18 protein-coding genes and 1 other RNA gene are annotated in these 22,934 nt (G+C 39.9%); 5 read left to right on the top strand and 14 right to left on the bottom strand.

Annotation, left to right across the window (positions count from 1 at the left end):
• Positions 1-462 precede the first annotated feature (462 nt).
• On the top strand, positions 463-1,041 hold the full coding sequence (locus FTU83_RS04205) for a DJ-1/PfpI family protein (RefSeq protein ID WP_180105727.1): 579 nt from the start codon (positions 463-465) through the stop codon (positions 1,039-1,041).
• 108 nt (positions 1,042-1,149) lie between these two features.
• On the opposite strand, the gene FTU83_RS04200 is transcribed toward FTU83_RS04205, so the two are convergent.
• From FTU83_RS04200 to sbmA, 4 genes are all read right to left on the bottom strand, one after another.
• A complete protein-coding gene (locus tag FTU83_RS04200) occupies positions 1,150-1,593 on the bottom strand; it encodes a hypothetical protein (protein WP_257222521.1) in 444 nt (147 codons plus the stop codon).
• A gap of 150 nt (positions 1,594-1,743) precedes the next feature.
• Positions 1,744-2,589, bottom strand: a complete 846-nt coding sequence (locus FTU83_RS04195) for a hypothetical protein (protein ID WP_168379044.1) — start codon at positions 2,587-2,589, stop codon at positions 1,744-1,746.
• Positions 2,590-2,684: 95 nt separating this feature from the next.
• Complete coding sequence (locus FTU83_RS04190; protein WP_180105725.1) at positions 2,685-3,656, bottom strand: hypothetical protein; 972 nt, start codon at positions 3,654-3,656, stop codon at positions 2,685-2,687.
• A 465-nt stretch (positions 3,657-4,121) separates the two neighbouring features.
• The gene (gene sbmA, locus FTU83_RS04185; protein ID WP_180105724.1) at positions 4,122-5,318 is read right to left on the bottom strand and encodes a peptide antibiotic transporter SbmA; all 1,197 of its coding nucleotides are present in this window, start codon (positions 5,316-5,318) and stop codon (positions 4,122-4,124) included.
• A 459-nt stretch (positions 5,319-5,777) separates the two neighbouring features.
• Between sbmA and FTU83_RS04180 the strand changes: the two genes are divergently transcribed.
• Positions 5,778-5,972, top strand: coding sequence for a hypothetical protein (locus FTU83_RS04180; protein ID WP_180004283.1), 195 nt, complete (start codon positions 5,778-5,780; stop codon positions 5,970-5,972).
• A gap of 151 nt (positions 5,973-6,123) precedes the next feature.
• On the opposite strand, the gene FTU83_RS04175 is transcribed toward FTU83_RS04180, so the two are convergent.
• From FTU83_RS04175 to ssrA, 4 genes are all read right to left on the bottom strand, one after another.
• Complete coding sequence (locus tag FTU83_RS04175) at positions 6,124-9,087, bottom strand: type I restriction endonuclease subunit R (protein WP_180105723.1); 2,964 nt, start codon at positions 9,085-9,087, stop codon at positions 6,124-6,126.
• 214 nt (positions 9,088-9,301) lie between these two features.
• Positions 9,302-10,507, bottom strand: coding sequence for a restriction endonuclease subunit S (locus FTU83_RS04170; RefSeq protein WP_180105722.1), 1,206 nt, complete (start codon positions 10,505-10,507; stop codon positions 9,302-9,304).
• Positions 10,507-12,075 (bottom strand): type I restriction-modification system subunit M, encoded by a 1,569-nt coding sequence (locus FTU83_RS04165; protein ID WP_180105721.1) that lies wholly within the window; start codon positions 12,073-12,075, stop codon positions 10,507-10,509. Before FTU83_RS04165 ends, FTU83_RS04170 begins: the two co-directional genes overlap by 1 nt.
• 71 nt (positions 12,076-12,146) lie before the next feature.
• Positions 12,147-12,506: a transfer-messenger RNA gene (gene ssrA, locus FTU83_RS04160) on the bottom strand.
• Between the two features lie 128 nt (positions 12,507-12,634).
• Here ssrA and glpK point away from each other — a divergent pair.
• Entirely contained in the window at positions 12,635-14,119 is a 1,485-nt protein-coding gene (gene glpK / locus FTU83_RS04155; protein WP_180105720.1) for a glycerol kinase GlpK, read from the top strand.
• Between the two features lie 72 nt (positions 14,120-14,191).
• Here glpK and FTU83_RS04150 read toward each other — a convergent pair whose 3' ends face one another.
• The 3 genes from FTU83_RS04150 to FTU83_RS04140 form a co-directional block, all read right to left on the bottom strand.
• Entirely contained in the window at positions 14,192-15,718 is a 1,527-nt protein-coding gene (locus FTU83_RS04150; protein ID WP_180105719.1) for a DHA2 family efflux MFS transporter permease subunit, read from the bottom strand.
• Between the two features lie 6 nt (positions 15,719-15,724).
• Positions 15,725-16,876 (bottom strand): efflux RND transporter periplasmic adaptor subunit, encoded by a 1,152-nt coding sequence (locus FTU83_RS04145; protein ID WP_180105718.1) that lies wholly within the window; start codon positions 16,874-16,876, stop codon positions 15,725-15,727.
• A 262-nt stretch (positions 16,877-17,138) separates the two neighbouring features.
• Complete coding sequence (locus FTU83_RS04140; protein WP_180102395.1) at positions 17,139-17,636, bottom strand: thioesterase family protein; 498 nt, start codon at positions 17,634-17,636, stop codon at positions 17,139-17,141.
• 107 nt (positions 17,637-17,743) lie between these two features.
• Between FTU83_RS04140 and hemB the strand changes: the two genes are divergently transcribed.
• Positions 17,744-18,757: a porphobilinogen synthase gene (hemB, locus tag FTU83_RS04135; RefSeq protein ID WP_180105717.1), complete on the top strand. Its 1,014-nt coding sequence runs from the start codon at positions 17,744-17,746 to the stop codon at positions 18,755-18,757.
• A 135-nt stretch (positions 18,758-18,892) separates the two neighbouring features.
• Positions 18,893-20,017 (top strand): glycine oxidase ThiO, encoded by a 1,125-nt coding sequence (gene thiO / locus FTU83_RS04130; RefSeq protein WP_180105716.1) that lies wholly within the window; start codon positions 18,893-18,895, stop codon positions 20,015-20,017.
• 21 nt (positions 20,018-20,038) lie between these two features.
• On the opposite strand, the gene FTU83_RS04125 is transcribed toward thiO, so the two are convergent.
• From FTU83_RS04125 to FTU83_RS04115, 3 genes are all read right to left on the bottom strand, one after another.
• On the bottom strand, positions 20,039-20,974 hold the full coding sequence (locus tag FTU83_RS04125; RefSeq protein ID WP_180105715.1) for a TIGR01777 family oxidoreductase: 936 nt from the start codon (positions 20,972-20,974) through the stop codon (positions 20,039-20,041).
• A gap of 67 nt (positions 20,975-21,041) precedes the next feature.
• On the bottom strand, positions 21,042-21,491 hold the full coding sequence (locus tag FTU83_RS04120; RefSeq protein ID WP_180105714.1) for an ABZJ_00895 family protein: 450 nt from the start codon (positions 21,489-21,491) through the stop codon (positions 21,042-21,044).
• A gap of 394 nt (positions 21,492-21,885) precedes the next feature.
• Positions 21,886-22,830 (bottom strand): GGDEF domain-containing protein, encoded by a 945-nt coding sequence (locus tag FTU83_RS04115; protein WP_180004261.1) that lies wholly within the window; start codon positions 22,828-22,830, stop codon positions 21,886-21,888.
• Positions 22,831-22,934: the final 104 nt, after the last annotated feature.

Raw genomic sequence — 22,934 nt, 5'->3', positions numbered from 1 at the left:
GATTCATATTAAGCTTTACGAGGGCGTTGTATCGTCTGACGAGACGTGTATCAAGATGGGAGATATTAAATTGAAGAGCATGCTCTTCAATTTAACCCAAAACTTGGGATTTGTGTAGATACCTATGCCCAATGGGAGAGGGAGCTTTCAAAGTGAATAAATACTTAAACGATTTTTTGGATATCCCCCCTCTCCTTTTAGGAGATAAGCAGCAGTGCTGCGCAAGGGAGAGGTAAATATTTAACTTTTTAAAGCTATGTGAAAAACACCAAAGTCATTAATAATTGATAGCATCTAGCCTACTAAACTCATCATAATTTGAACTATAACCATCTATAACTTTTATAAATCCAGATAAAAATATACAACTAAAGAATTTACAGCCTGCTTAAAACTGTCATTCCAATATGCTAAGGTAAATGAAAAATTGATATAAATCATATTTCAACAGAGGGTTACATCATGTCAAAACAAATTCTTATGCTCGTGGGCGACTATGCTGAAGACTACGAAACAATGGTACCTTTTCAATTTTTAGTTGGTCTTGGTTATACCGTTCATGCCGTTTGTCCTGACAAAAAAGCTGGCGACAGCATTGCCACAGCCATTCATGATTTTGAAGGTGAACAAACTTATAGCGAAAAACGCGGTCATAACTTTGCGATTAACTATGACTTTGATGCAGTTAACTCAGAAAACTATGTCGGCTTAGTGATCCCGGGCGGTCGTGCGCCTGAATATTTACGTATGAATGCACGTGTGATTGAAATCGTACGCGAATTTGACGCGGCGAAAAAACCTATTGCAGCGGTTTGTCATGGTGCGCAAATTTTGGCAGCAGCCGATGTACTGAAAGGCCGTACCTGTTCGGCTTACCCAGCATGTGCAGCCGAAGTTAAACTGGCTGGTGGTCAATATGCAGATATTGCAGTCACGGATGCAGTGACCGATGGTCATTTAGTTACTGCACCTGCATGGCCTGCTCATCCTGCATGGATGGCGCAATTTGTTAAAGCATTAGGCGCAACGATTACCATTTAATGCTCTAGCCACCAAACTAAAGCAAATTGGATCATCATCCATTTAGGGTGAATCCATAAAAAATGCTCCTTGTATAAAAGGAGCATTTTTTATTTACTCAAAATAAAATTAACGAACCACACCTAACTTATTCCAAATTTCTGGGGTTAAAAATTTGGTCACCAATTTATTCAAATCGACATAACGCAGTACGCCCTGTAACTGTTGTTTAATTTCAGGTTTTTTTAAAATTTCATCGCCTGTAATACTACCAAGCTCTTGAAAACTTTCCCCTACCGCTTGCATGCCTTCAGCTTGAATCACGGCTTTGGTTTGTGCCGAACATTGTTCCACCAAGATGCGCTGTAAAACTTGGGCAAGATTTTTATCCAATTGTGTTTTTTGTGCCTCAGTAACATTACTGTATTGTTTTAAATCTGGATGTGCTGCCAAAGCAGAAAAGGTCCATTGTAGAACCGCCGTTTTATCTGCGGCAGTGGTCGATTTTACTAAACATTGACTAAGCTGATCGACCGCCGGACTCGCTAAACTCACTTGCGTCGTCCCAAGCATCGTGAGCGTCAATAAAGTCAAACCTGCTGGTCGTGAAAAACGTAGATGTAATTTTTTAGATAAACCGTAAGCCATAGACCAAACTCCCAAAACTTGAGTCACCTTTGTATCATGAAGTGCTGTATTTGCTGTTTGGTCTATGTAACTCAACTATTCATTTTTGCTAGTAGCTGCATAGATGAGAGGATGAATCGTTGGCCTTCTATTCCAATACCAGTAAAAATGCCCATGGATATCGAGCAAACTATGGGTGGTCAATGTCGATTTATTACTATCCCCTCGCCAGCAGGCAAGTGCTGCATTACGATTATTATGTAGGTCAATAAACTCTGGATTCGAATATTTGGGTTTCGCTGGAATGTATAAAGCATCTCCGGGATTGACCCATAAATCTGCCAAGTAAATCTTACCTAGATTTGGAAAATAACGTCCCACTGAGATGACCAGAGGCAATTGATCCTGATCTGTCGCGCTAAAAATATGCGGAAAGTCATGGTGTTCTAAATCAGTAGCCACATAAGGAAATAAGGTTTTTCCACTACAGTCAGGCTTACCGCCATCTAGATAGGCAAAACAATGACCTGCCATCATGCCGTATTCATATTGAATCTCTGACAGTCGTTTTTGATTTGAATGAATCTGAATCGCTTCACCTGCCTGAACTAAGGTGATACCAAAAGCTGCAGCGGTTTCTCTGGTCGCAACCAATGGCATAAACTCGAAGTGTTGCCCTTCAAATTCAAGCTCCGTTTGCTCCCCCCAATTGGTAATTTTAGTCGAAATTTCGGAAGGCACATCGTAGGGATTTCCCATCGTCATTTTCGCATTGGTGGCTGACTCGGTAATTAAATGAATTCCTGCCCCAAGTGATGCTAAATATGTTGGATGCCCACGATCATTCAAAAAGAAGGGTGTTTGCTCGATATTGACTGTAATCTCTGTTAATTCTCGGTCAAATAATGGTGCATTAAAATAAGTTTCATTTACTGAACTCATGGTTTTTCCTTATTATTTTTTAAAATTTTATCTGAGTACATCATTGGATCAGGATAAAAGCTTATTTCCCCAAATGGCTTTTATCCTGTTGAAGTTTATTTCATACGATTCAACATATTTTTTGCCCCTGCGTGGTTATAGTTGGTCGCTAAGTTTTGTAGGATGCCTTTTGCTCTTGCATTGGCGTTTGGATAACTTTTGCTATATGCAGGCACTGAGGTTAAGCATTTTGCAACGAGCATACCTGATTCAGCATAGGCTCTATTGGCATTTGCACCATTTAATTTGCCATAGCTATAAGCGCGCTGTGCATTATTACAAGCGGTGACTTGGTTTTTTCCTGCATTTAAGTCACGTCGTGCATTGACATATAAGCGCATTTGTATCTGTTGCGATGTTTCTGCAACTGGTTTCACTACAGGTTTATTTTCAGGCTCTTTGGCTTTTGTTTCTTTTTTAGTCTCTACTTCTTTTTTTGCTTCCTCTTTCGCATTGCTTTTTGTTGTCGTTGCTTTTGCTTTGCTTGGTGTGGCTTTTTTAGCTACAGTTTCTTCTTGTTTATTATAGTTTTTGCGACGTTCTTCGGGTCCAATAATTGCTGTATACAAACTCACTAAGCGGGTTTCAGAACGGTCATTCGATTTACGCTCTGAAACGGGTTCAATAGCAACCATCCAACGTTGTCCATCTGCCTGACTACACTGAAACACACCTGTGCTCTGTTTTATACTGCTATAGGTCGCTAATAATTTACGACTCCATGCATTTTTGACTTGGTTCAAATTGCTTTTATTCAGTTGAATAAATTTGCCATTTTTGGCTTGGCAGTAACTGCTCATATTTTGCTTGGGTATAACTGATTCTGCTTCCATATTTTTCTTTTGTGGCCCCCAATCATAGACGTATTCTTTCGCCTTCCCATTTGAGCTATTTAGCCCTTTTTGATTAATCACTTCTTGTGGTGATGCATAATGATTAAATGAATTTGGGTTTAAACTCTGCATGGTTGTACAACCATGTAATGCAAATCCAATACTCCCCACCCATAAAATTGCCTTTAAATTCACAGCAAAAATCTCAAAAAATTCACCCTTAAAAAATAGCGTAATTTAGTGCCTTTCACAATTTTATAATCTTGATTTTATTTATTATTTTTATAAATTTAATCACTAAAATCGTACACGTTTGAGATGTGTGCATATGTTGTTAATTTTAATTTGATGAATTTCACATTTTATTTAAGTGTATTTGTTTATCCTTGGTGAACGGTCATCATCGTTCCCTTTTAGGTTATTTCGCAAGCATTTATGTATCGCTATGTGCTTATCAAATCTGCCATCAGAACAAGCCTCTATTATTAATAATAATATAAAGCTGGGCCTATCCATGATTCGAGCGACAATATGGAATCGAGTAAAAAAACAGCTCATCTAAAAATATTAATCTATTGATTTTATTGAAATATATTAACTTAAAATTAAAGTCATAAAAAAACCTGCATTTTAGTGCAGGTCTATTTTAAACTTATAAAATCAATTATTAATTTTTTCTTCAAATGCTCTTAAACGCTTATAAATAGAAATCAGTTCGATAATGGTTGTCCATGAGGAAATCAGGTATTGGAAGGAATCACGTACACGCCCAAAGACATTTAAAATTTGCATTAATATACCGAGCGTAATTGTTCCCGCAGCAATACTTGGAAACAAAATAAAATATCCATAAATATTATCCAGTTGCATGTACCAAATACGAACCAGATTGAAATAAGCGTAGTGGAAATACAGTCTAAAATAATTAAAACGAACTTTAGTAAATAATTCTTTTAATGTGAAAGGGTCTGCTCGATCTGCATGATCTTCACCATAAACTAACTCTTTACGATATGCCGCTTCGACTTTCTGATTATTAAACTCCAAACCCGGTAGTTTATAACCCACCAGCATTAAAATAACCGTCCCTAAAACCGCCCAAAGGACTGCCGCCCAAACCAATGCATAGGCGATTTCCCCCACGACAGGTAATTTCTTTACATGTGTTGATAAAGTTAGCAGCACAGGTAGAAATGCAATTAAGGTCATCACCGATTCAACTAAGCTAACCCCAAGTCCTTCTGTGGTTTTTGCAAAGCGCATCGTGTCTTCTTGAATACGCTGTGAGGCACCTTCGATGGTTCTCAGTTTTTCCCAATGCGCAGTATAAAAGTCATTCATTGCAGTACGCCAACGAAAAACATAATGACTGACGAAAAACAGGTTCAATACAGCCAGTGTGACATACACCATGGCCACATAGAGAAAAGTCAGTATCTCAGAATATAGCATCGTCACTTCGCCCCCACCACCTGAAAGCATTTTCTGGATCAGGTCATAGAATGGGTTATACCAAGCATTGATCACGACATTACATTCCACACTAAACCAAACATTAAATAGAATAAGTGCGGTTCCCCACACTGACCATCGCTGCCAAGGATTATCTGATTTAATCTTCCAAAAGGCTGCAAAAAGCGCCGTTGCTACAAAAAACCAAACATAGAACCATAAAAATTTGGGACTCCAAAATCGGCTGACAGCAATTGGCAACTCTGCAAGATGATAATTTGCAGGTAAACCGAACATCGTCCCCCAACTATGACCACCGCTATACCATAAGGCGATATTAATTATGAACCATATAAGGAATGATCCAAAAAACCATTTTGGATTTGGAAAAAAAGATTTAAACATTAGTCCTACATTTCCCTGAATCTTTGTTTTTAGTTTGAGTTGCTGATGATAAGTTTTATTTCATTAATTTTCTTGTTCAGATTGAATATTTAACGCTGTTTAATCTGAAATTTAACAATCAAATACAAGACGACACATCATTCTGTTAGCTTAAGCATGAAAACTGAAGTTCACCTTAAATTCATTATTAATCATGCCCTTTTGATGATCTGGTCATTGTTTGTGGAACAAAAGACGCATCTTAGGACATATAATTACAGTTAAAAAGATTGTCATATTTTAAAATTATTTTTGATATCAATAGATTAAAAAACCATAATTTATTTAACCATTATTTAAACTTAAGTTATGGAATTCTCTAAAATATTTTCTGCGATGTAGCTCACGTCATTTACAAAACATGTTTCTTCACCAATAATATGCTAAGTTCAATTAACAACCTATGCTTGGGGAAGTAAAATGGAAAGTGCAATTGTTGAATTACTCAAACCAATTACATTAAATAAAGAAAATTGCAGTCCTTTGGTTTTTGAAACTGGTACCGTTCTAAAAGTGATTATGCAAACGCCAGAAGGCCTTTTGGTAAGTAATGATGACAAATTTAACTTTGTGATTTCATTGAAAGATAAGAATGAAGTTTGGCGCGAAATTTAATTTTCGCCTCACTTTGTGATTTGTTTTTAAATCATATTTATTCTAAGAAATTTAATCATACAATTATTGAATAAACAGGATAAGGTTCTTAAATTCCATAAAAAAAGAATCCTCCTTTTAAGCAAATATTTTTCATAACTTAGCTTAACGTTTAAATCCGTAAATCATATTTTTCTAAAATCGCATTGGTTTTCTGATGCAATCCCTCAAAATAGACTTTACTCACCAGTGCTGAAGGCTTGTTTTTTGGCAATGGACGAATTTCATGTGCGTGCGGAAAACGTTCAGTAAAATCAAATCGTTTAACCACTTTTTTAAACTCATCAATCACAAGATTTTCATCTTTACAAAAAACATCGTAGGCTTGCTGTTTTTCTGCATCCCAAAACTGCTTAAATGCATCTTGAACACTTTGGCCATTCAGCATTCGTGGCATTTGTTCATCAATAAATTTCTGAATCAAATCCATTTTTTTATACATTTTTCGGTCATTACTGAGTAAAGATTGGAGTTGTTGCTGCTGTTTCGCTCTTTGAATCGAGGACGGTGGCGCAGCAGCAATCATATTTAATAATGTATAAATATAATCCTGATTTACATAATCACTAATAATAAAATCTAAAGCAAAATTCACGTCACGTAGCACTGAATCTTTTTCAACTGCTGTACCTTTATTTATTCTGTCATATAAATCTTTATATTTAGATTTATAGTCTTCAAGTTCTTGCGGCACTATAACTGCGTTATCAACATCAAAGTCTGTATACATTTTCAGTTGTGAATGTAGACGAATCACATCACGAAAAGCTTGAATAAACTGCAACTGCTGACTTTCGAGTTTTAGATCATCTACTGACTGACACTCAGGTGTTATTTTTCTTAATTCACTAACACACTTATTAAATTCTGCTAATTGTTGATCCAACGGTGGCACAATCACTTGCTCAAAATTTTGGTCGTCTGCAAAAGTAGAAAGAGCTTTATCTGTTGCCTGCTTTAAATTTCTAAAACACACGACATTGCCAAAAGCTTTTGTTGGCTTATAAATACGGTTTGTACGCGAAAAAGCCTGAATTAAACCGTGATATTTTAAGTTCTTGTCGACATAAATCGTATTAAGTGGCAATGAGTCAAAACCTGTCAGGAACATATTCACCACCAACAGCAAATCAATTGGTGGCCCTTTAAGCTCCCCAACTTCTTTAGGTGGTTTAGGTACTTTGAAGTACTTAACTCGATCACCTAGATTTTTATAATATTCATAAAATCCTTCGTCACAGTTATAGCTAGTCAGATGGCGCGTATTGAATTCTGCAATGATCCGTTCAAGTTGTGCTTTACGCCCCATATCAACTTGACTCGGCTGTTCTAGTTCTTCTTCAGAAATCGTACCTGTTGTGGAGTCATTAGCGTCGTTTGTCGTATCCTGCGCTCCAAAAGAAAAAATCGTACCAATCACTAAAGGGGTATAAATTTCTTCCTTCTTGTCCGCTTCTGCAACCAACTCTGCTTGGACTCTGGTAAATATTTCATAATATTGAAGTAGGACATCTACTGAGCTGACACAAAACATTGAACAAAATTCGCGTTTTGCCGTTTTTTTGTCATGATTTTTTAAAATATAACGTACAATTTTTTCTAAGCGCTCAGGGTTGTCATACAGCTCTTTAGTATCGATGCCTTGTATTTTTTCATCACCTGCATTCACCTGATGAGCGGTAAATTGTCCTACGTAATCAATTTGAAATGGTAAAACATTTTTATCTGCTATCGCATCGACAATCACATATTTATGCAGTCGTTTAGGGAATAGATATTCTGTGGTGTATTTCACGCCACCAATGCTTTGACAGTTCACAGGAAAAATAGGCGTGCCTGTAAAACCGAACATTTGCGCCTGTTTAAAGAAGCGTTTGATATTTTGGTGAGTATCACCAAATTGACTGCGGTGGCATTCATCAAAAATAAATACGACTTTTTTATCTGCCAAATCAGCGATCAATTCTCTGAATTTAGGGAGTGTAATTGCGTTATTCAGCTTTTGAATGGTCGTCACGACCAATTTATCTGTAAGTAAATTGCTTTCATTTTTTCGTGAGTTCAGCCGTTTACCGATGAGCTGTTCGACCAATGTTTTGGTGTTGGTCGTTTGGTCTACGCAGTCGGGAACAAAGGCATTGAACTCTTTAGTGGTTTGATTATCGAGGTCTTTGCGGTCCACAACAAAAATTACTTTTTCTATTTCTGGCAACTGACGCATGATTTCACTGGCTTTAAATGCCGTGAGTGTTTTCCCCGAACCCGTTGTATGCCAAATATAGGCATGATCGGTTGAGGTTTTCACATGCTGAATCATGTTTTCAACTGCATAGACTTGATAAGGTCGCAGCACCATTAAGCATTCATTGGTTTGATGCTGAACGATGTATTTACTGATCATTTTCGTAATATGTGCGGCGTTTAAAAATGCTTCGGTAAATTTACTCAAATCATTAATTGCTTTGTTGTTTTCATCGGCCCATGGAAATGTAAAATCAAACAGTGGCGTACCGTGTGAATAATATAAGCAATTTACGCTGTTGCTAATGACAAAGAGCTGGATGTATCCAAACAGACCTTGTCCAGATGTATAGGCGTCTTTACTGTAGTTATGCACTTGGTGAAACGCTTGTGCGATTTCTACGCCACTACGCTTAAGTTCAACTTGTACCAACGGAAAGCCGTTGATCAATAGCGTGACATCAAAACGGCTGGTTTCTGTACCGTCATCGCCATATTGAACAGTCACTTGATTGGTGACCTGAAAGATGTTTTTTGTTGCGTCATCGCTTAAAAAACGCAGTGTTTGGGTCGTACCATCATCATGTTTAAGCTGATATGAACCACGCAATAGTTTGGCTTTGCCGAAAATCGTATGTTCGCTGCTCAGGTAATTCCACACCTGTTCCCATTGCTCATATGTGAGTGGTGCAGTCAGTGCGTTAAATTTTTCTATTTGATTTTTTAAGTTTGCGAGTAACGCTGTTTCGTTTCTGTACTGAACACGTTCGTACCCTAAAGTTGTTAAGTGCGCTATAAATTGGTTTTCGAGTTCAAGTTCTTTTTGGGTCGACATTTATAATACTGCTCAGTTTTTAACTATTGGTATGTATATCTTTTGATTCTAATAGATTTATTATATTTTTCAATCTCTTAAATTCATCAAATAAATATCTAAACTGATGATACAGATCACTGTTTTTTCTTTTAGGAATCCTTCAGTACTTTCTTAAATAAAAAAATTCCCACCTATGAATAAATGCAGGAATTTTATGAAGCAATATAAACAATCAGACAAACATTTGCTGTAACAAGCCTTTTTTCCACTGTTTGACTTGTTCAATTTGCTGTGCAACAGTTTCAATTTTTTGGTCAATGGCAGATAAGAAATCTGCGATTTTGGTTTGTTCTTCTAGGCAAGGAAGTTGAATCATACAAAAACCAATTTCACCCAAATTAATCTTCTTAGGAAATGCTACATGAATAGTTCTTTCATGCAGTTCTCTTTGAAAATTTTGCGATTTAATGTACTGATCAATAAACGAAGAATTATCTCCATGTTTTATCTTAATGAGTGCTAAGCTTACATAAAAAGAAGCCCTTACATCCCAATCTATCAATCGACTCGTACCAATATCACCAATGCGAGTCATTAGAATGTCACCTTTTTGTAAACTTACGCGCTTTAACTCAGATTGATATACATCTTCAGCAATAAATTTCGTATTTGAGAAATCATTCGCTGTTACATGCTCAACACTATAAAAAGGCACACCTTGTTCAACATAATTTGGAGTTTGATGTGTACCATCATAAACATCAGCAATATCTTTGAGCTGATAATTCTTGCATTCCCCAAATTCACTCCCATCATCCGCTTTAAAACGAATCTGCTGGCTAAACAGCTTTTGCATCATGCCCTGTTTATATTGGCTCAGCAGTTCATGTTTTTGGCTCAGTTGACCAATCCTTTCATCCACGACGGAAAGGAAAGAAGCGATTTTGGTTTGTTCTTCAGCAGTTGGTAAATCAATCTTTAATTCTGCAAAATTTGATTGCCCAAGAGTTTTGTTTCGACCTGCACCACCTGGTGAAGCAAATTCTAAATAACTTTGCCCTTTATCTGTTATAAACATATAGCGTAAAAAATTAACATCAGATAAGCCATCTTTGGGTGCATACATTGGAAAACGATGTGAAGCAATTAATCCATTTTCTTTATCTGATGTAACAGCGATAGCTCTTTCCCAAGCGAATACAATGTTTACTACAAGAGCATTTGGCACTACCCAAAAAACTCTTTTATTACCAAGTTCTTTACCTGTTACTGACTCTTTATGAAAAATACCTTTACCATGGGAGCGAATTCCGATTTGTATATAATTTTGAGTACCTACCACATTAACTGGATTAGATATACGCTCAAGAAAAGAATCTAATCTTTTCTTGCTCCAATTCCCCTCAAACTCTTTAAACCGTAACTTAGGCGAAGCCATTACTTCACCTCCGCAAACGGAGAATCAATCCCTAACTCTTTACAAAAACCTGCAATCACCGCATCAGTTTTTAGACTTTCAACTTCTAAGGCTTGAAGCTGTTTCGCTAATGCATCTAAATCAATTTCAGCTTCCGCTTCAAAAGTATCGACATAACGCGGAATATTCAAATTGTAATCATTGTCAGCAACTTCTTGCAGACTCGCTACATATGCATATTTTTCAATATTTTGACGGTTTTCAAATGCACCAACAATATTATCTAAATGCTCTGGCAAGAGCTTGTTTTGATTCTTTTGCTTATCAAACTCGTTGCTCGCATCAATAAATAAAATATTGTCGCTATGCTCACGGTTTTTCTTCAACACCAACACACAAGTTGGAATAGTCGTGCCATAGAAAATATTAGCAGGCAAACCAATAATCGTATCAATCACATTTAACTTTTCAATTAGATGCTTACGAATATGCCCTTCACTCGAGCCACGGAACAAAACCCCATGCGGCAGTACGATGGCCAAAGTGCCATTTTCATCTAACTGATAAAGCATGTGCTGTAAAAACGCCATATCGGCCTTAGAACTTGGGGCTAGCTTGCCAAAATCACGAAAACGCGGATCACTTAAGTATGACTCACTCGCAGACCATTTAGCCGAAAATGGTGGATTCGCTACAATCGCATCAAATTTCAGTTCCATATGCTGTGGACGTTTTAAAGTATCTTCCTGCTTAATTTCAAACTTTGAATAATGCACATCATGCAAAATCATGTTCATACGTGCCAAGTTATAGGTCGTACGATTCATTTCTTGACCGTAAATCGCATCCACATCGCCGACTTCACGCTTTACACGTAGCAATAAAGATCCTGAACCACAAGTCGGGTCATATACACTGCGTAGACGTTCTTTACCTAAGGTGACAAGTTTTGCAAGCAAAGTCGAAACCATTTGCGGTGTATAAAACTCACCTGCTTTTTTACCAGCACCTGAAGCAAATTCACCAATGAGAAACTCATAAGCATCGCCTAAAATATCAGACTCAGTATTCGACAAATCAAAATTAATATCGTCTAAATGTACGATCACACGGCTAATCAGCTCATTGCGGTCATCAGGCGTATTTCCTAACTTGGTCGAACTTAAATCCATGTCTTCAAACAAATGCGAAAAATCATCTGCCGCATCTGTACGCAGCGTACTTTGCTCAATTGCCTTAAGGGTTTTAATTACATCATCCAAAATGTATTTTTTTGCTCGAGCCAATGTTGCCATACTATGGAACAATTCTTGTGGCGCTAAGAAATAGCCCATACTGGCAAGACATTCTTCACGAACAGCACTCAAATATGCTTGATTAATTTCAGTATCTTCAACCAATTCTGCAAACTTAATTTGATCAGGCGCCAAAATGTCGTTGGCATTATTTTGAATTTTTTCAGACAAATATTTGTAGAAGATCAAGCCCAAAATGTAATCACGGAATTCATCTGCCCCCATTTTACCGCGCAAAGTATTGGCAATATTCCAGAGTTGTTTTTGCAGTTCTTGAAGCTGGACTTGAGTCATTGTTGTACCAAAAAATGTTTTTAATTAATCATAAAAAAAGCCGAACCCGAAGGTTCGACTTTTTAGAATTTTGGTGGAGATGGCGGGAGTTGAACCCGCGTCCGCCAGCACTACGCTCGAGAATACTACATGCTTAGATATCGTCTATTGATTTAGCTCTTTGTGACCCGACGAACAGGGTACAAATCGCGATCCTTTAAGATTTAGTATAAGACCCCAAGGCTTGATCTTATACGGACTTGTGTGCGTTCGCTTCAGTCGGGACCCCTAACCACAAGTATTCAGGGATGCGGACAAGCTGCCCTTAGGCAGCTAGAGCGTAAGTTTCGTCGTTTGCGACTAAAATATGCAAATTTGATTTACGAGAGAAAATGCGCTCTCGACATGTATCTATGAGTTTCATCACCAGCGTCGAAGCCAGAAACATCCCCAAAGTAGCGTCATCATAGCATAACTGCAAAAAATTGCGATGCAATTTCGAAACAATTACACATTGATCTGCGCTTAATTACATAATTGCGCTAATATTTTATTTTTCAAGACCGCAAAAGAAAAATATATGAGCTATTTATTGGCACTCGATCAAGGAACGACTTCAAGTCGTGCGATCATTTTTAACGAACATGGACAAGTTCAAGCTACAGCTCAACGGGAAACCCATATTCAAACCCCACATTCGGGTTGGGTGGAGCAAGATGCTCAGGAAATTTGGAGTACCCAAATTGCCGTCGTACAACAAGCGCTCGCCTCTGCTCGCATCCTCGCCAAAGACATCAAAGCCATTGGCCTGACCAATCAGCGTGAGACCACTGTGGTTTGGGATAACCGAACAGGTCAACCACTTGCTCCTGCAATTGTTTGGCAAGACCGCCGTGCAACCGAGTGGTGTGGGCAACTAACTCAACAAAACCTCAATGACCTCATTCACAAAAAGACCGGTTTACGTATCGACCCCTATTTTAGTGCTGGGAAATTGGTCTGGTTATTAGAACACACTCAAGGTCTACGTGAACTCGCTGAGCAAGGTCATGTGGCTTTCGGCACAATTGATAGTTGGTTGGTGTGGAATCTGACGCAAGGTGCAGAGCATGTGATTGAAGCCAGCAACGCCTCACGAACCATGCTAATGAACTTGCAGCAACAAGCATGGGATGAAGAACTCTTAGAATTATTCGATATTCCCCTTTCGGTCCTTCCTAAAATCATCAGTTCAGATGAATATATTGCAGATACCGCGACAGGTTTACTTGGCGCAAACATTCCCATTACCGGCATTTTAGGTGATCAGCAATCTGCGTTATTTGGACAATCATGCTTTGAAGCAGGAACAGCAAAAAACACCTATGGTACCGGCTGTTTCATGCTCTTTAACACCGGCACTGAAGCTCAATATAGCCACAATAAATTACTCTCGACACTTGCATGGCAAGCTCAAGGTCAAACCCATTATGCACTAGAAGGCAGTGTATTTATGGCTGGCGCAATCGTGCAATGGCTAAGAGACGGTTTAGGGATTATTCAAAAAAGCAGTGATGTTGAAAAACTCGCGTGCCAAGTGGAGCATACCGATGGCGTGGTTTTGGTTCCTGCCTTTACTGGGCTAGGCGCTCCGCATTGGGATAGTGATGCCCGTGCCCTCCTCTGTGGAATGTCACGTGGTACAAATAAATCCCACATAGCTCGTGCCGCCTTAGAGGCCATTGCCTTTCAAGTGTCGGATGTATTGACCGCCATGCAGTCAGACCTGTCTAGTCCACTTAAAGAACTCAGGGTCGATGGCGGTGCCAGTAGCAATGATATGCTGATGCAATTTCAGGCCGATATTTTAAATGTGCCTGTACTGCGTCCTAAACTTTTAGAATCAACAGCATGGGGCGCTGCCGCAATGGCCGGACTCAAAGCGGGTGTGTTTTCAAATCTTGATGAAATTGCTGCATCATGGCAATTAGAACGTGCTTTTGAACCAAAAATGAATGCTGATCAACGTGAATTTCATTTGGCTCAGTGGCAGTCTGCACTCAAACGGGCGCGCTCGGACCTTTAATTTTTTTCAATCAACACCGTATGCAATAAAAAAAACCGCTCATTTGAGCGGTTTTTTTATACTTGATAATATTTAATGTGCATGACCACCACCCACACCTGCTTTAGGTCGCGGACAGAGCCAAATGATCAGTGCAGCGAATATAAAGACACCCGTCAAGACTAAAAACACATGATTGGCTGAAAGCGTTAAGGCTTCTTTATCCACCAAACTGGAGATATATCCCAAAGCAGCTTCTGAACTCATTCCATGATTCACCAAGGTGTTTTGTACCTCAGTAACATGTAAATTACTGACCATTTCACTGCGTGCGACTTTGGTGTGATCATCCCAAATGGTAACAGCAATCGATGCGCCAATAGCCCCAGCCATGGTTCTTAAGAAGTTCATCAAACCTGCCGCAGATGCCATGTCTTGTGGCAGTACAGATGCTAAGGCCATATTTGACAAGGGAATGAAGAAAAATGGCACGGCAAAACCTTGTAATATTTGCGGTAAAGCCAAAGCCATAAAGTCCGCATCCGTGGTCCAAAAGGCGCGCATAAGGGTTACACCGCCCAAGATACTTAAACCAAAACTCGCTAAAGCACGTTGATCGTATTTGGTTGCAAGCTTCGCAACAATTGGCGACATGGTCAGACTACCGACGCCCATCGTTGCAGTGAGATAGCCTGCCCACGTTGCGGTATAGCCCAAGTTGATCTGTAACCACTGCGGAATCAGGACAATACTCCCGAAGAAGGCACCAAAACCAAAGGCCAAAGCCAAGACCGAAATGGTAAAGCTTCGGTACTTAAACAGCAGTATATTCACCACAGGATGCCGCTCAGTCAGCTCCCAAATCGTAAAAACGATCAACCCGACAAATGCCGTCAGTGCCAGTACCACGATAAATGGATTATTAAACCAATCTCGTTCATGACCCAAGTCCAACATCAATTGCAAGGCACCGATCCACAACACCAACAGCAGTAAGCCACCGCGGTCTATTTTCAATTTCTGCGTTGGAGTTTCAGCCGTTTTCAGTAAGCGCATCGCTGCGATAGCACAACCGATCCCGACAGGAATATTGATAAAGAAAATCCAATGCCAAGATAAATTATCACTGATCGTACCACCCAAAATTGGACCTAAAATGGGACCAACGACGGTAGTCATTGCCCACATCCCCATGGCTTGGGATTGCTTTTCAGGAGGGAAAATGCGCATTAACAACGTTTGGCTCAGTGGCATAATCGGGCCACCAAACAAGCCTTGCCCAATTCGGCAAAACACCAACATTTCCAAACTGGTCGATAAACCACACAGTATCGAAAATACTGTAAAGCCAAACAGGCTGATCACAAAAACCCGTACAGAACCAAAGCGTCCAGCGAGCCAACCGGTTAATGGCACACAAATCGCTTCTGCCACAGCATAGGAGGTAATGACCCATGTCCCTTGGGATGCCGATACTGCAAGGCTACCGGTAATATGCGGCACAGATACATTGGCAATGGTCATGTCGAGCACAACCATAAAGTTCGCCAATGCCAAGACCAAGGCAGCGAGAATCAGACGACCACCTTTTAGGTCAGTCATTTGCATTTGCTGATTCATAGGCAATTACTTCGATTTCAGGTCAATCGTCGCTTCCATAGACAGCCCCACACGGAGTGGATGTTCTGCCAACTCTTTTGGATCTAAACGAATCCTCACAGGTAAACGCTGAACCACTTTAATCCAGTTCCCTGTGGCATTTTGCGCAGGAATCAAGGCAAATGCTGAACCTGTACCACCAGAAAAACCAGTGACTATGCCATTAAATTTAACTTTGTCACCATACAGATCAGACGTCAGTTCAACTTTTTGACCCGCTTGCACCCCTGCCAATTGGCTTTCTTTAAAGTTGGCATCGACATATAACTGAGAGACTGGCACCACCATCATTAATGACGTTCCCGGTGCAATGCGTTGCCCAACTTGAATATTACGACGTGTCACCACACCATCAAAAGGTGCTTTGATTTGTGTACGTTCTAAGTCCAACTGAGCTTGTTGTAGACGTGCTTGTGCAACTAAAACATCTGGGGTTGAGTTTTCATTGCTATCTTGAATTAATGCATCATTCGCCGCTTTATTACTTTGTGCCGCTTTTTGACTAGATTTGGCTTGAGCGAGTCCTGCTTGAGCCACATCAAAACTGGCTTTAGCCGTATTCACAGCACTCTGCGCTGTGCTTAATTCTTCTTTAGAAATCGCACCTGAAGCTGCCAATTGTTGACGACGTTGTAATTCATCTTGAGCTTTATTCAGATCGGCTTGTGCCTTGGCGACTTGTGCGCTTGCACTTTGAATTGCATCATTACTGACAAAGATTTGCGAGTTTAAAGAACTACTATTCGCCGCAGTTTGTTTGTATTGGCGTTTTGCTTTAAGTAATTCAGCCTGTGCCTGAGCTAAGGCAATTTCAGCATCACGAGCATCAATGCGAACAAGCACATCGCCTTTTTTCACTTGCTGCGTATCACTCACCAAAACATCTGCCACTTGCCCCGTGACCATCGAGGTAATCGACGCTGTTTCTGCACCGACATAGGCATTATCGGTACTGACGGAATGATTTAGAAATATTGACCAAATCAAATACATCACCAAAGCAATCACGATCAATACAGCCACTATACCAAGGCCTTTTTTTCTGCGTGCTTTTAATTCCTGATCGGTGGGCTGCTCTGTAGATGGGGTTTCTGGCAGGTTACTAACGGTATCTGTCATAGATTTGTCCTAAATCTAGCAGACTTGGTCATGGCATCATGAGCTTTGCAAAGCATGTCAACTTTGCTGTCAGATAATGGTGTCGTGAGAAAGTCTATCTTCTTCAATTTTCCGGCATTTTAAAGCTAAAAAATCATATCCTGAGAATAGAAAATGTAACTCGTCAGTCTTTTTTTCGTCGGCAACAGGATAAAATCATGCCCTGCTGCCAATACTGGACTTTATTTTTTCATCATTTTGAATGTGTTAACTTAAAAATGGCTTAATAAGCATACGATGCAATCGCCGTTGCAATCGCTTTACCTTCATCATTGACCATGGTCATACGCATAGTGCAACCCTTACGGCCTAAACGTAAGGTTTCAGCTCGTGCAACGAAATACTGTCCACGTCCTGGCGCCAAATAATCCACACGCATATCGACGGTCGCTAAGCGAGATACCTTTTTACTCGTTTCTGCTAGATCTTCAGCTGTGGCCTTTTTATACAATTCTGCCATTGCAGAGATACCACCGATACTGTCGAGTAAAGTTGCCGCAACACCACCATGTAAAATTTGGAATGCGACATTTCCTATTAGATTACTGGCCATGTCCACACGTGCTTCGATCTGACCATCGATCACCGTCATTTTCATTGCATTGTGTACAAAAAATGGGGAGCTGTTAAATGCTTGAGCAATGTTATTTAATAAAGTATCGATTTCATTCTTCGAGTTTAGGTCAATATTACCGGTCCAACTCTTATTTACATCTGTCATAGCCTACTCGAATCGCTGTCATTGAATAAAAAAATAATACGGGGTGCGCCAAACCCTCATTATGCGTCTACAATAGTCAAAGTTTAATACTGATCAATGAGATTGTTATGACCTATACGTTCAATCGTCCAGCTTTTCCTGCCACTCGCATGCGTCGCATTCGTAAAAATGACCAGCTTCGCGCTATGGTGCGTGAAACTCAACTGACGACTGATCATCTCATTTATCCAGTATTTGTGTTGCCAGGCCAGCAACAAACTCAAGATATTCCAAGCATGCCAAACGTACAGCGTCTATCTGCTGACTTGTTACTAAAAAAGGCAGAACGTTTACTCGAATTGGGTATTTCAAAATTAGCTTTGTTCCCAGTTACACCACAGGAAGATAAAAGCTTAACGGCTGAAGCAGCTTGGCATGAAGATGGCTTAGTCCAAAGCACCATCCGTTTATTAAAAAAAGAACTACCAGAAATGGTTCTCATCACTGATGGTGCTCTCGATCCATACACCACACATGGTCAAGACGGTATCATTGATGATACCGGCTATGTACTGAATGATGAAACCGTTGAATGCTTAATTAAACAAGCACTCAGCCATGCCGAAGCGGGTGCAGATGTGGTTGCACCAAGTGACATGATGGATGGTCGTATCGGCGCAATCCGCCAAGCGCTTGAAGCCAATGGCCATATCTATACCAATATCATGGCCTATTCTGCAAAATATGCGTCTAGCTTTTACGGTCCATTCCGTGATGCGGTAGGTTCTTCAAGCAACCTCAAAGGTGGCAATAAATACAATTACCAAATGGACATCGGTAACCGTGCAGAAGCTCTACATGAAATCGCACTCGATATTCAAGAAGGCGCCGACATGGTGATTGTAAAACCAGGTATGCCGTATTTAGACATCGTCCGTGAAGTTAAAGATAACTTCGGTGTTCCAACCTTTGTCTATCAAGTAAGTGGTGAATACGCCATGTTGGCAGGTGCCATTCAAAATGGTTGGTTGTCTGATAGCGTGATTATCGAGTCGCTTATGAGCTGCCGCCGTGCAGGTGCAGATGGGATCTGGACTTACTTTGCTGAAGATGCAGCACTCATGTTGAAAGACATGAAATAACCTGCAAAGCCTTCCTGAAATGGTGACGTTCAGGAAGGCTTTTTATATCTGTAAAAGTCAAAAACAGTCATGGAAGAAAAACTTCGGCATAGCTGAAGTTTAGATCAAACTTATACATTCATCGGTTAAAAGAACATGAATATTGCCATTATTGGGGCGGGTGTAAGTGGTTTACTCACCGCATTGGAATTGGTCGAACGTGGTTGTACGGTGACAATTTTCGACAAACAACGCACAGGTTCTGCTGCATCATGGGCCGGTGGTGGCATCCTCTCCCCGATGTATCCTTGGCGATATCCCAATGAAGTCAATGCGCTCGCACGTTATGGCAAGCAGAGCTACCAAAAATGGAATGAAAAATTAAAACCTATGACTGGGATTGATTTTGAAATTCATGAAACTGGCATGTTGATTTTTGATGAAGATGATTTTGAAATCGGTTTAGATTATGCCCGTTTGCACCAAGACCCAATGCAACAGGCGGAATATTTACAATCCGAGCAAATTGAGCAGATTAATCCTCACATTTCAGCACGCTTTGCACATGGCATTTATTTTTCGCAATTAGCCAACATCCGTAATCCGCGACTTTTGCAGTCATTAACGGCTTATTTACAGCAGCATCCTAAAGTTCAGATTTATGAACATTGCCCGATCCACCAATTAAACCGTTCGGACAATCGTATCCAGTCCATCACCACCGCAGATGGTACACAACATACAGCTGATCAATTCGTTATTGCCACGGGCGCTTGGTCAGCCGCATGGAGTGAACAACTAGACATTGAGATACCCGTACAACCCGTACAAGGACAAATGCTTCTCTTTAAAACTCCGCAGAACTGGTTGCCGACCATGTGCATGAATAAGGTCATGTACTTAATTCCACGCCAAGACGGTCATGTGGTTTGCGGCTCAAGTATGCGCCAATGTGGTTTTGATACTCAGACCACAGATGCAACCTTACAGCATATTCAAGAATCTTGCTTTGACATGGTGCCAGAGCTTGCCAACTTTCCGATTGTGAAGTCTTGGGCTGGCCTGCGTCCATCTTCCCCTGAAGGGATTCCGTATATTGGGCAGATGCCAAATTACGACAATCTATGGGCAAATTTTGGGCATTTTAGAAATGGTTTATGCATGGGACCAGCTTCAGCTCAGTTATTGGCTGAACTGATGACTGGGGAAACGCCTTCATTCAATGCAGACCACTATAGTCCGACTCGCCTGTTTCAAGATGCGTTATTAAGCGTCGACTAATGGTCAATAGGCCAATTTCAATTAAGCCAATAAATCCTGTAAGGCTTCTTTTAACGTCGGAAATTTAAACTCAAAGCCTTGCTGTAATAAAGCAACTGGCTGAACCAATTGACCATTTAAAATTAATTGCGATTGCTCACCCAATAAAATTTTAAAGATAGTTGCAGGCACATTGAGCCACGGCTTTTTGGCTAATTGACGTGCTGCAATCTGCGCAAACTGAGCCTGCGTCGTTTTTTCAGGCGCAACCAAATTGAAAATATGCGGATCGATTGGCGTGGGTTCAAGCAATGCATGTTTTTTCTCTGCTTGTTTCATTAAAAACAGCATACTTCGGATCACATCTTGTATATGTATCCACACAAAAGGCTGCCGACCGGAACCTATTTTGTTGACCAAATTGAGCTGAATCGGTCGCAGCATTTGCGGTAAGATTCCGCCACCTTCAGCCAAGACCACACCTAGTCGTGTGATAATGGTATTTTGTTCAGGAAATTGGCGTGTGACTTGCTCCCAACTTTGGCATAGCTCTGACATAAAAATGGCTTGTGGTGCAGCATTTTCATCGCACACTTTTGTCCATTGTTCTTCAATATCAATACCATAATAGCCAACAGCCGAACCTGAAATAATGCATTTCGGAAAAATTTTACGTTTACGTAAATATTGATACAGCGCTTCTGTGGTTTTGACCCGACTTTCTAATAATTGCTGTTTACGCGTCTCTGTCCAGCGACCTTTGCCGATACTTTCACCTGCAAGATTAATCACATAATCAATTCTGTCATGAGGAATTTGATCGAGCTGCTGTACCCAAGTTAAATGTGGTGATTTAGAAATACGCCCAGCCTTACGACTGAGCCCAATCACTTTATAATCCGCAGCTAAAAGTGCCTTGATGAGATGTGTGCCAATAAAACCGCTGCCACCCGTCAGCAGTACTGTGGGCTGATGCATAATTTGTTCTTATCTATAATGAAATAATACTGTTATCTATAGAACAAGATCACCAGATGATCAAGCTTTATGCGCCAAACTTTTGAGAAGCCATCCGCTGTGCTTGCGGACCATAAAACCAATAGGTGATTAAATACAAAGGGATAGCCATCAGTAATAACATGATCACCATTAAACTCATAAACTGAGGATGTTGAACATAGAGCATTAAATTTTGCCAAATTTCAGGATCTTTTCTTGAAAAAATTGCGATACCCAAAAGTACAAAACCAAAATTATATAACCAAAAAATCAGGCTAAAACCTAGGGTAAATTTTTTACGTTCTGCCTGTGTCGGTGCTCTCTGATTTTTATTTAAAAACCGAAATAACACCACGATCATGGCAATCAGATAGGGTACGACCGTTAAAATAGCACCCACACCCTGTGGCAATAATGCTGCGATCACACCGCAAATACAGGTCATGATTAAACAAATGAAAAAAAACAAGAAAAAATAACGTGTTAAAGACACCATGACCCTAACCCAAGAAGAAGTTGACACCTAGTATAAAAAAAAATGCATTTTTTTTCATTTTCATGTCAACCAATCTGTAATCAGCTACGTTATATAGGGTACAAGGTCTGTAGCAACCGATGATTTGGACGGCATCCACAATGTTTCGGTGACCTTTTTAAAAGCAATAAGTTTCATTTTGAATTTAAGTATGAACAGCAGCCATCACTTAAATTTGAAATCGATTTTTTGACCGACGATTTCATCATCACTCGAATCGTCGGTCTTTTATTTTGTGCCTTATGTATTCAGCATTTAATTTTTATATTCTACACCCAAAAAAATCAGCCGATAAAATATCGACTGACTAAAAACTTGCTGCAACTTTAAAATAAGTCACAACAGCAAAGCCATGTTATGCAGCACAATAGCGATTACGCCCCTGTCTTTTCGCTACATAGAGGTTTTTATCGACCTGATCCAAAAATTGCATTCGATTATCTAGATCTGATGGAATAATGGTTTTTACCCCCATGCTGAGTGTGACGAGTTCAGACACCGCTGAAGCTTTATGCGGTAATCGTGCAGCACGCACGGCCTCCATAATTCTATCGGCCATCACTGCTGCTGCTGCCTCATTGGTTTCTGGTAAAATCCAAGCAAATTCCTCACCACCAAAACGCGCGACTAAATCACGAGGTCGTGTACAACAAGATTCCAAACTTTTCGCAATTTGACGCAGACATGTATCCCCAATCACATGACCATTCAAGTCGTTGTATTGTTTAAAATAATCCAAATCGATCAGAATTAAACTCAGTGGCTTTTGTGTGCGTATCGCGTTCAACCATTCGCGTTGATAAAAGTCATCAAACAAACGTCGATTGGCAATACCGGTTAAGCCATCTTTATATGAATATTCTTCGAGCTGACGTTGCAATTTTTGTAACTGTTCTTCTTGTTTTTTACGTTCGGAAATATCAAACATAAATCCAACGAGGCAATCTACATCACCATTTGGTTTACGCACGACATGCACAACATCACGTATCCAAAGATATGAACCATCCTCTTTAAGTGCGCGATAATCTGCCTCATGATCTATACCAGCCATCGACTGCGAAACACAATAATTCAGCACAAAATCACGGTCTTCCTCATGCATACGTGATGCCCAGTCCTGAACGGTGCGCCAAGTATTTTGCTTCCAACCGAGCAACTTTTCAATTTGCGGTCCAATATAGCTGAATGTTTTACTGTCCCAATCAATACACCAAGGAATGGCTAATGTAGACTCTAATAAAGTCTTATACACCATACTATTTGCAAGTTTTTCTTCATCAAAAGGATTATTTGGCATGTTGCATCTCCTGCTACCCCAAATGCAGGTAATACACCTGCTGTACAACAATTGATCTATATACAGGATTAGAACAACATTTTATATTCCTAGTTCTTGGTATT

Source organism: Acinetobacter sp. YH12152 (assembly GCF_013418285.1).
Lineage (GTDB): Bacteria > Pseudomonadota > Gammaproteobacteria > Pseudomonadales > Moraxellaceae > Acinetobacter > Acinetobacter amyesii.
This window is presented reverse-complemented; position numbering and strand designations above follow the sequence as displayed.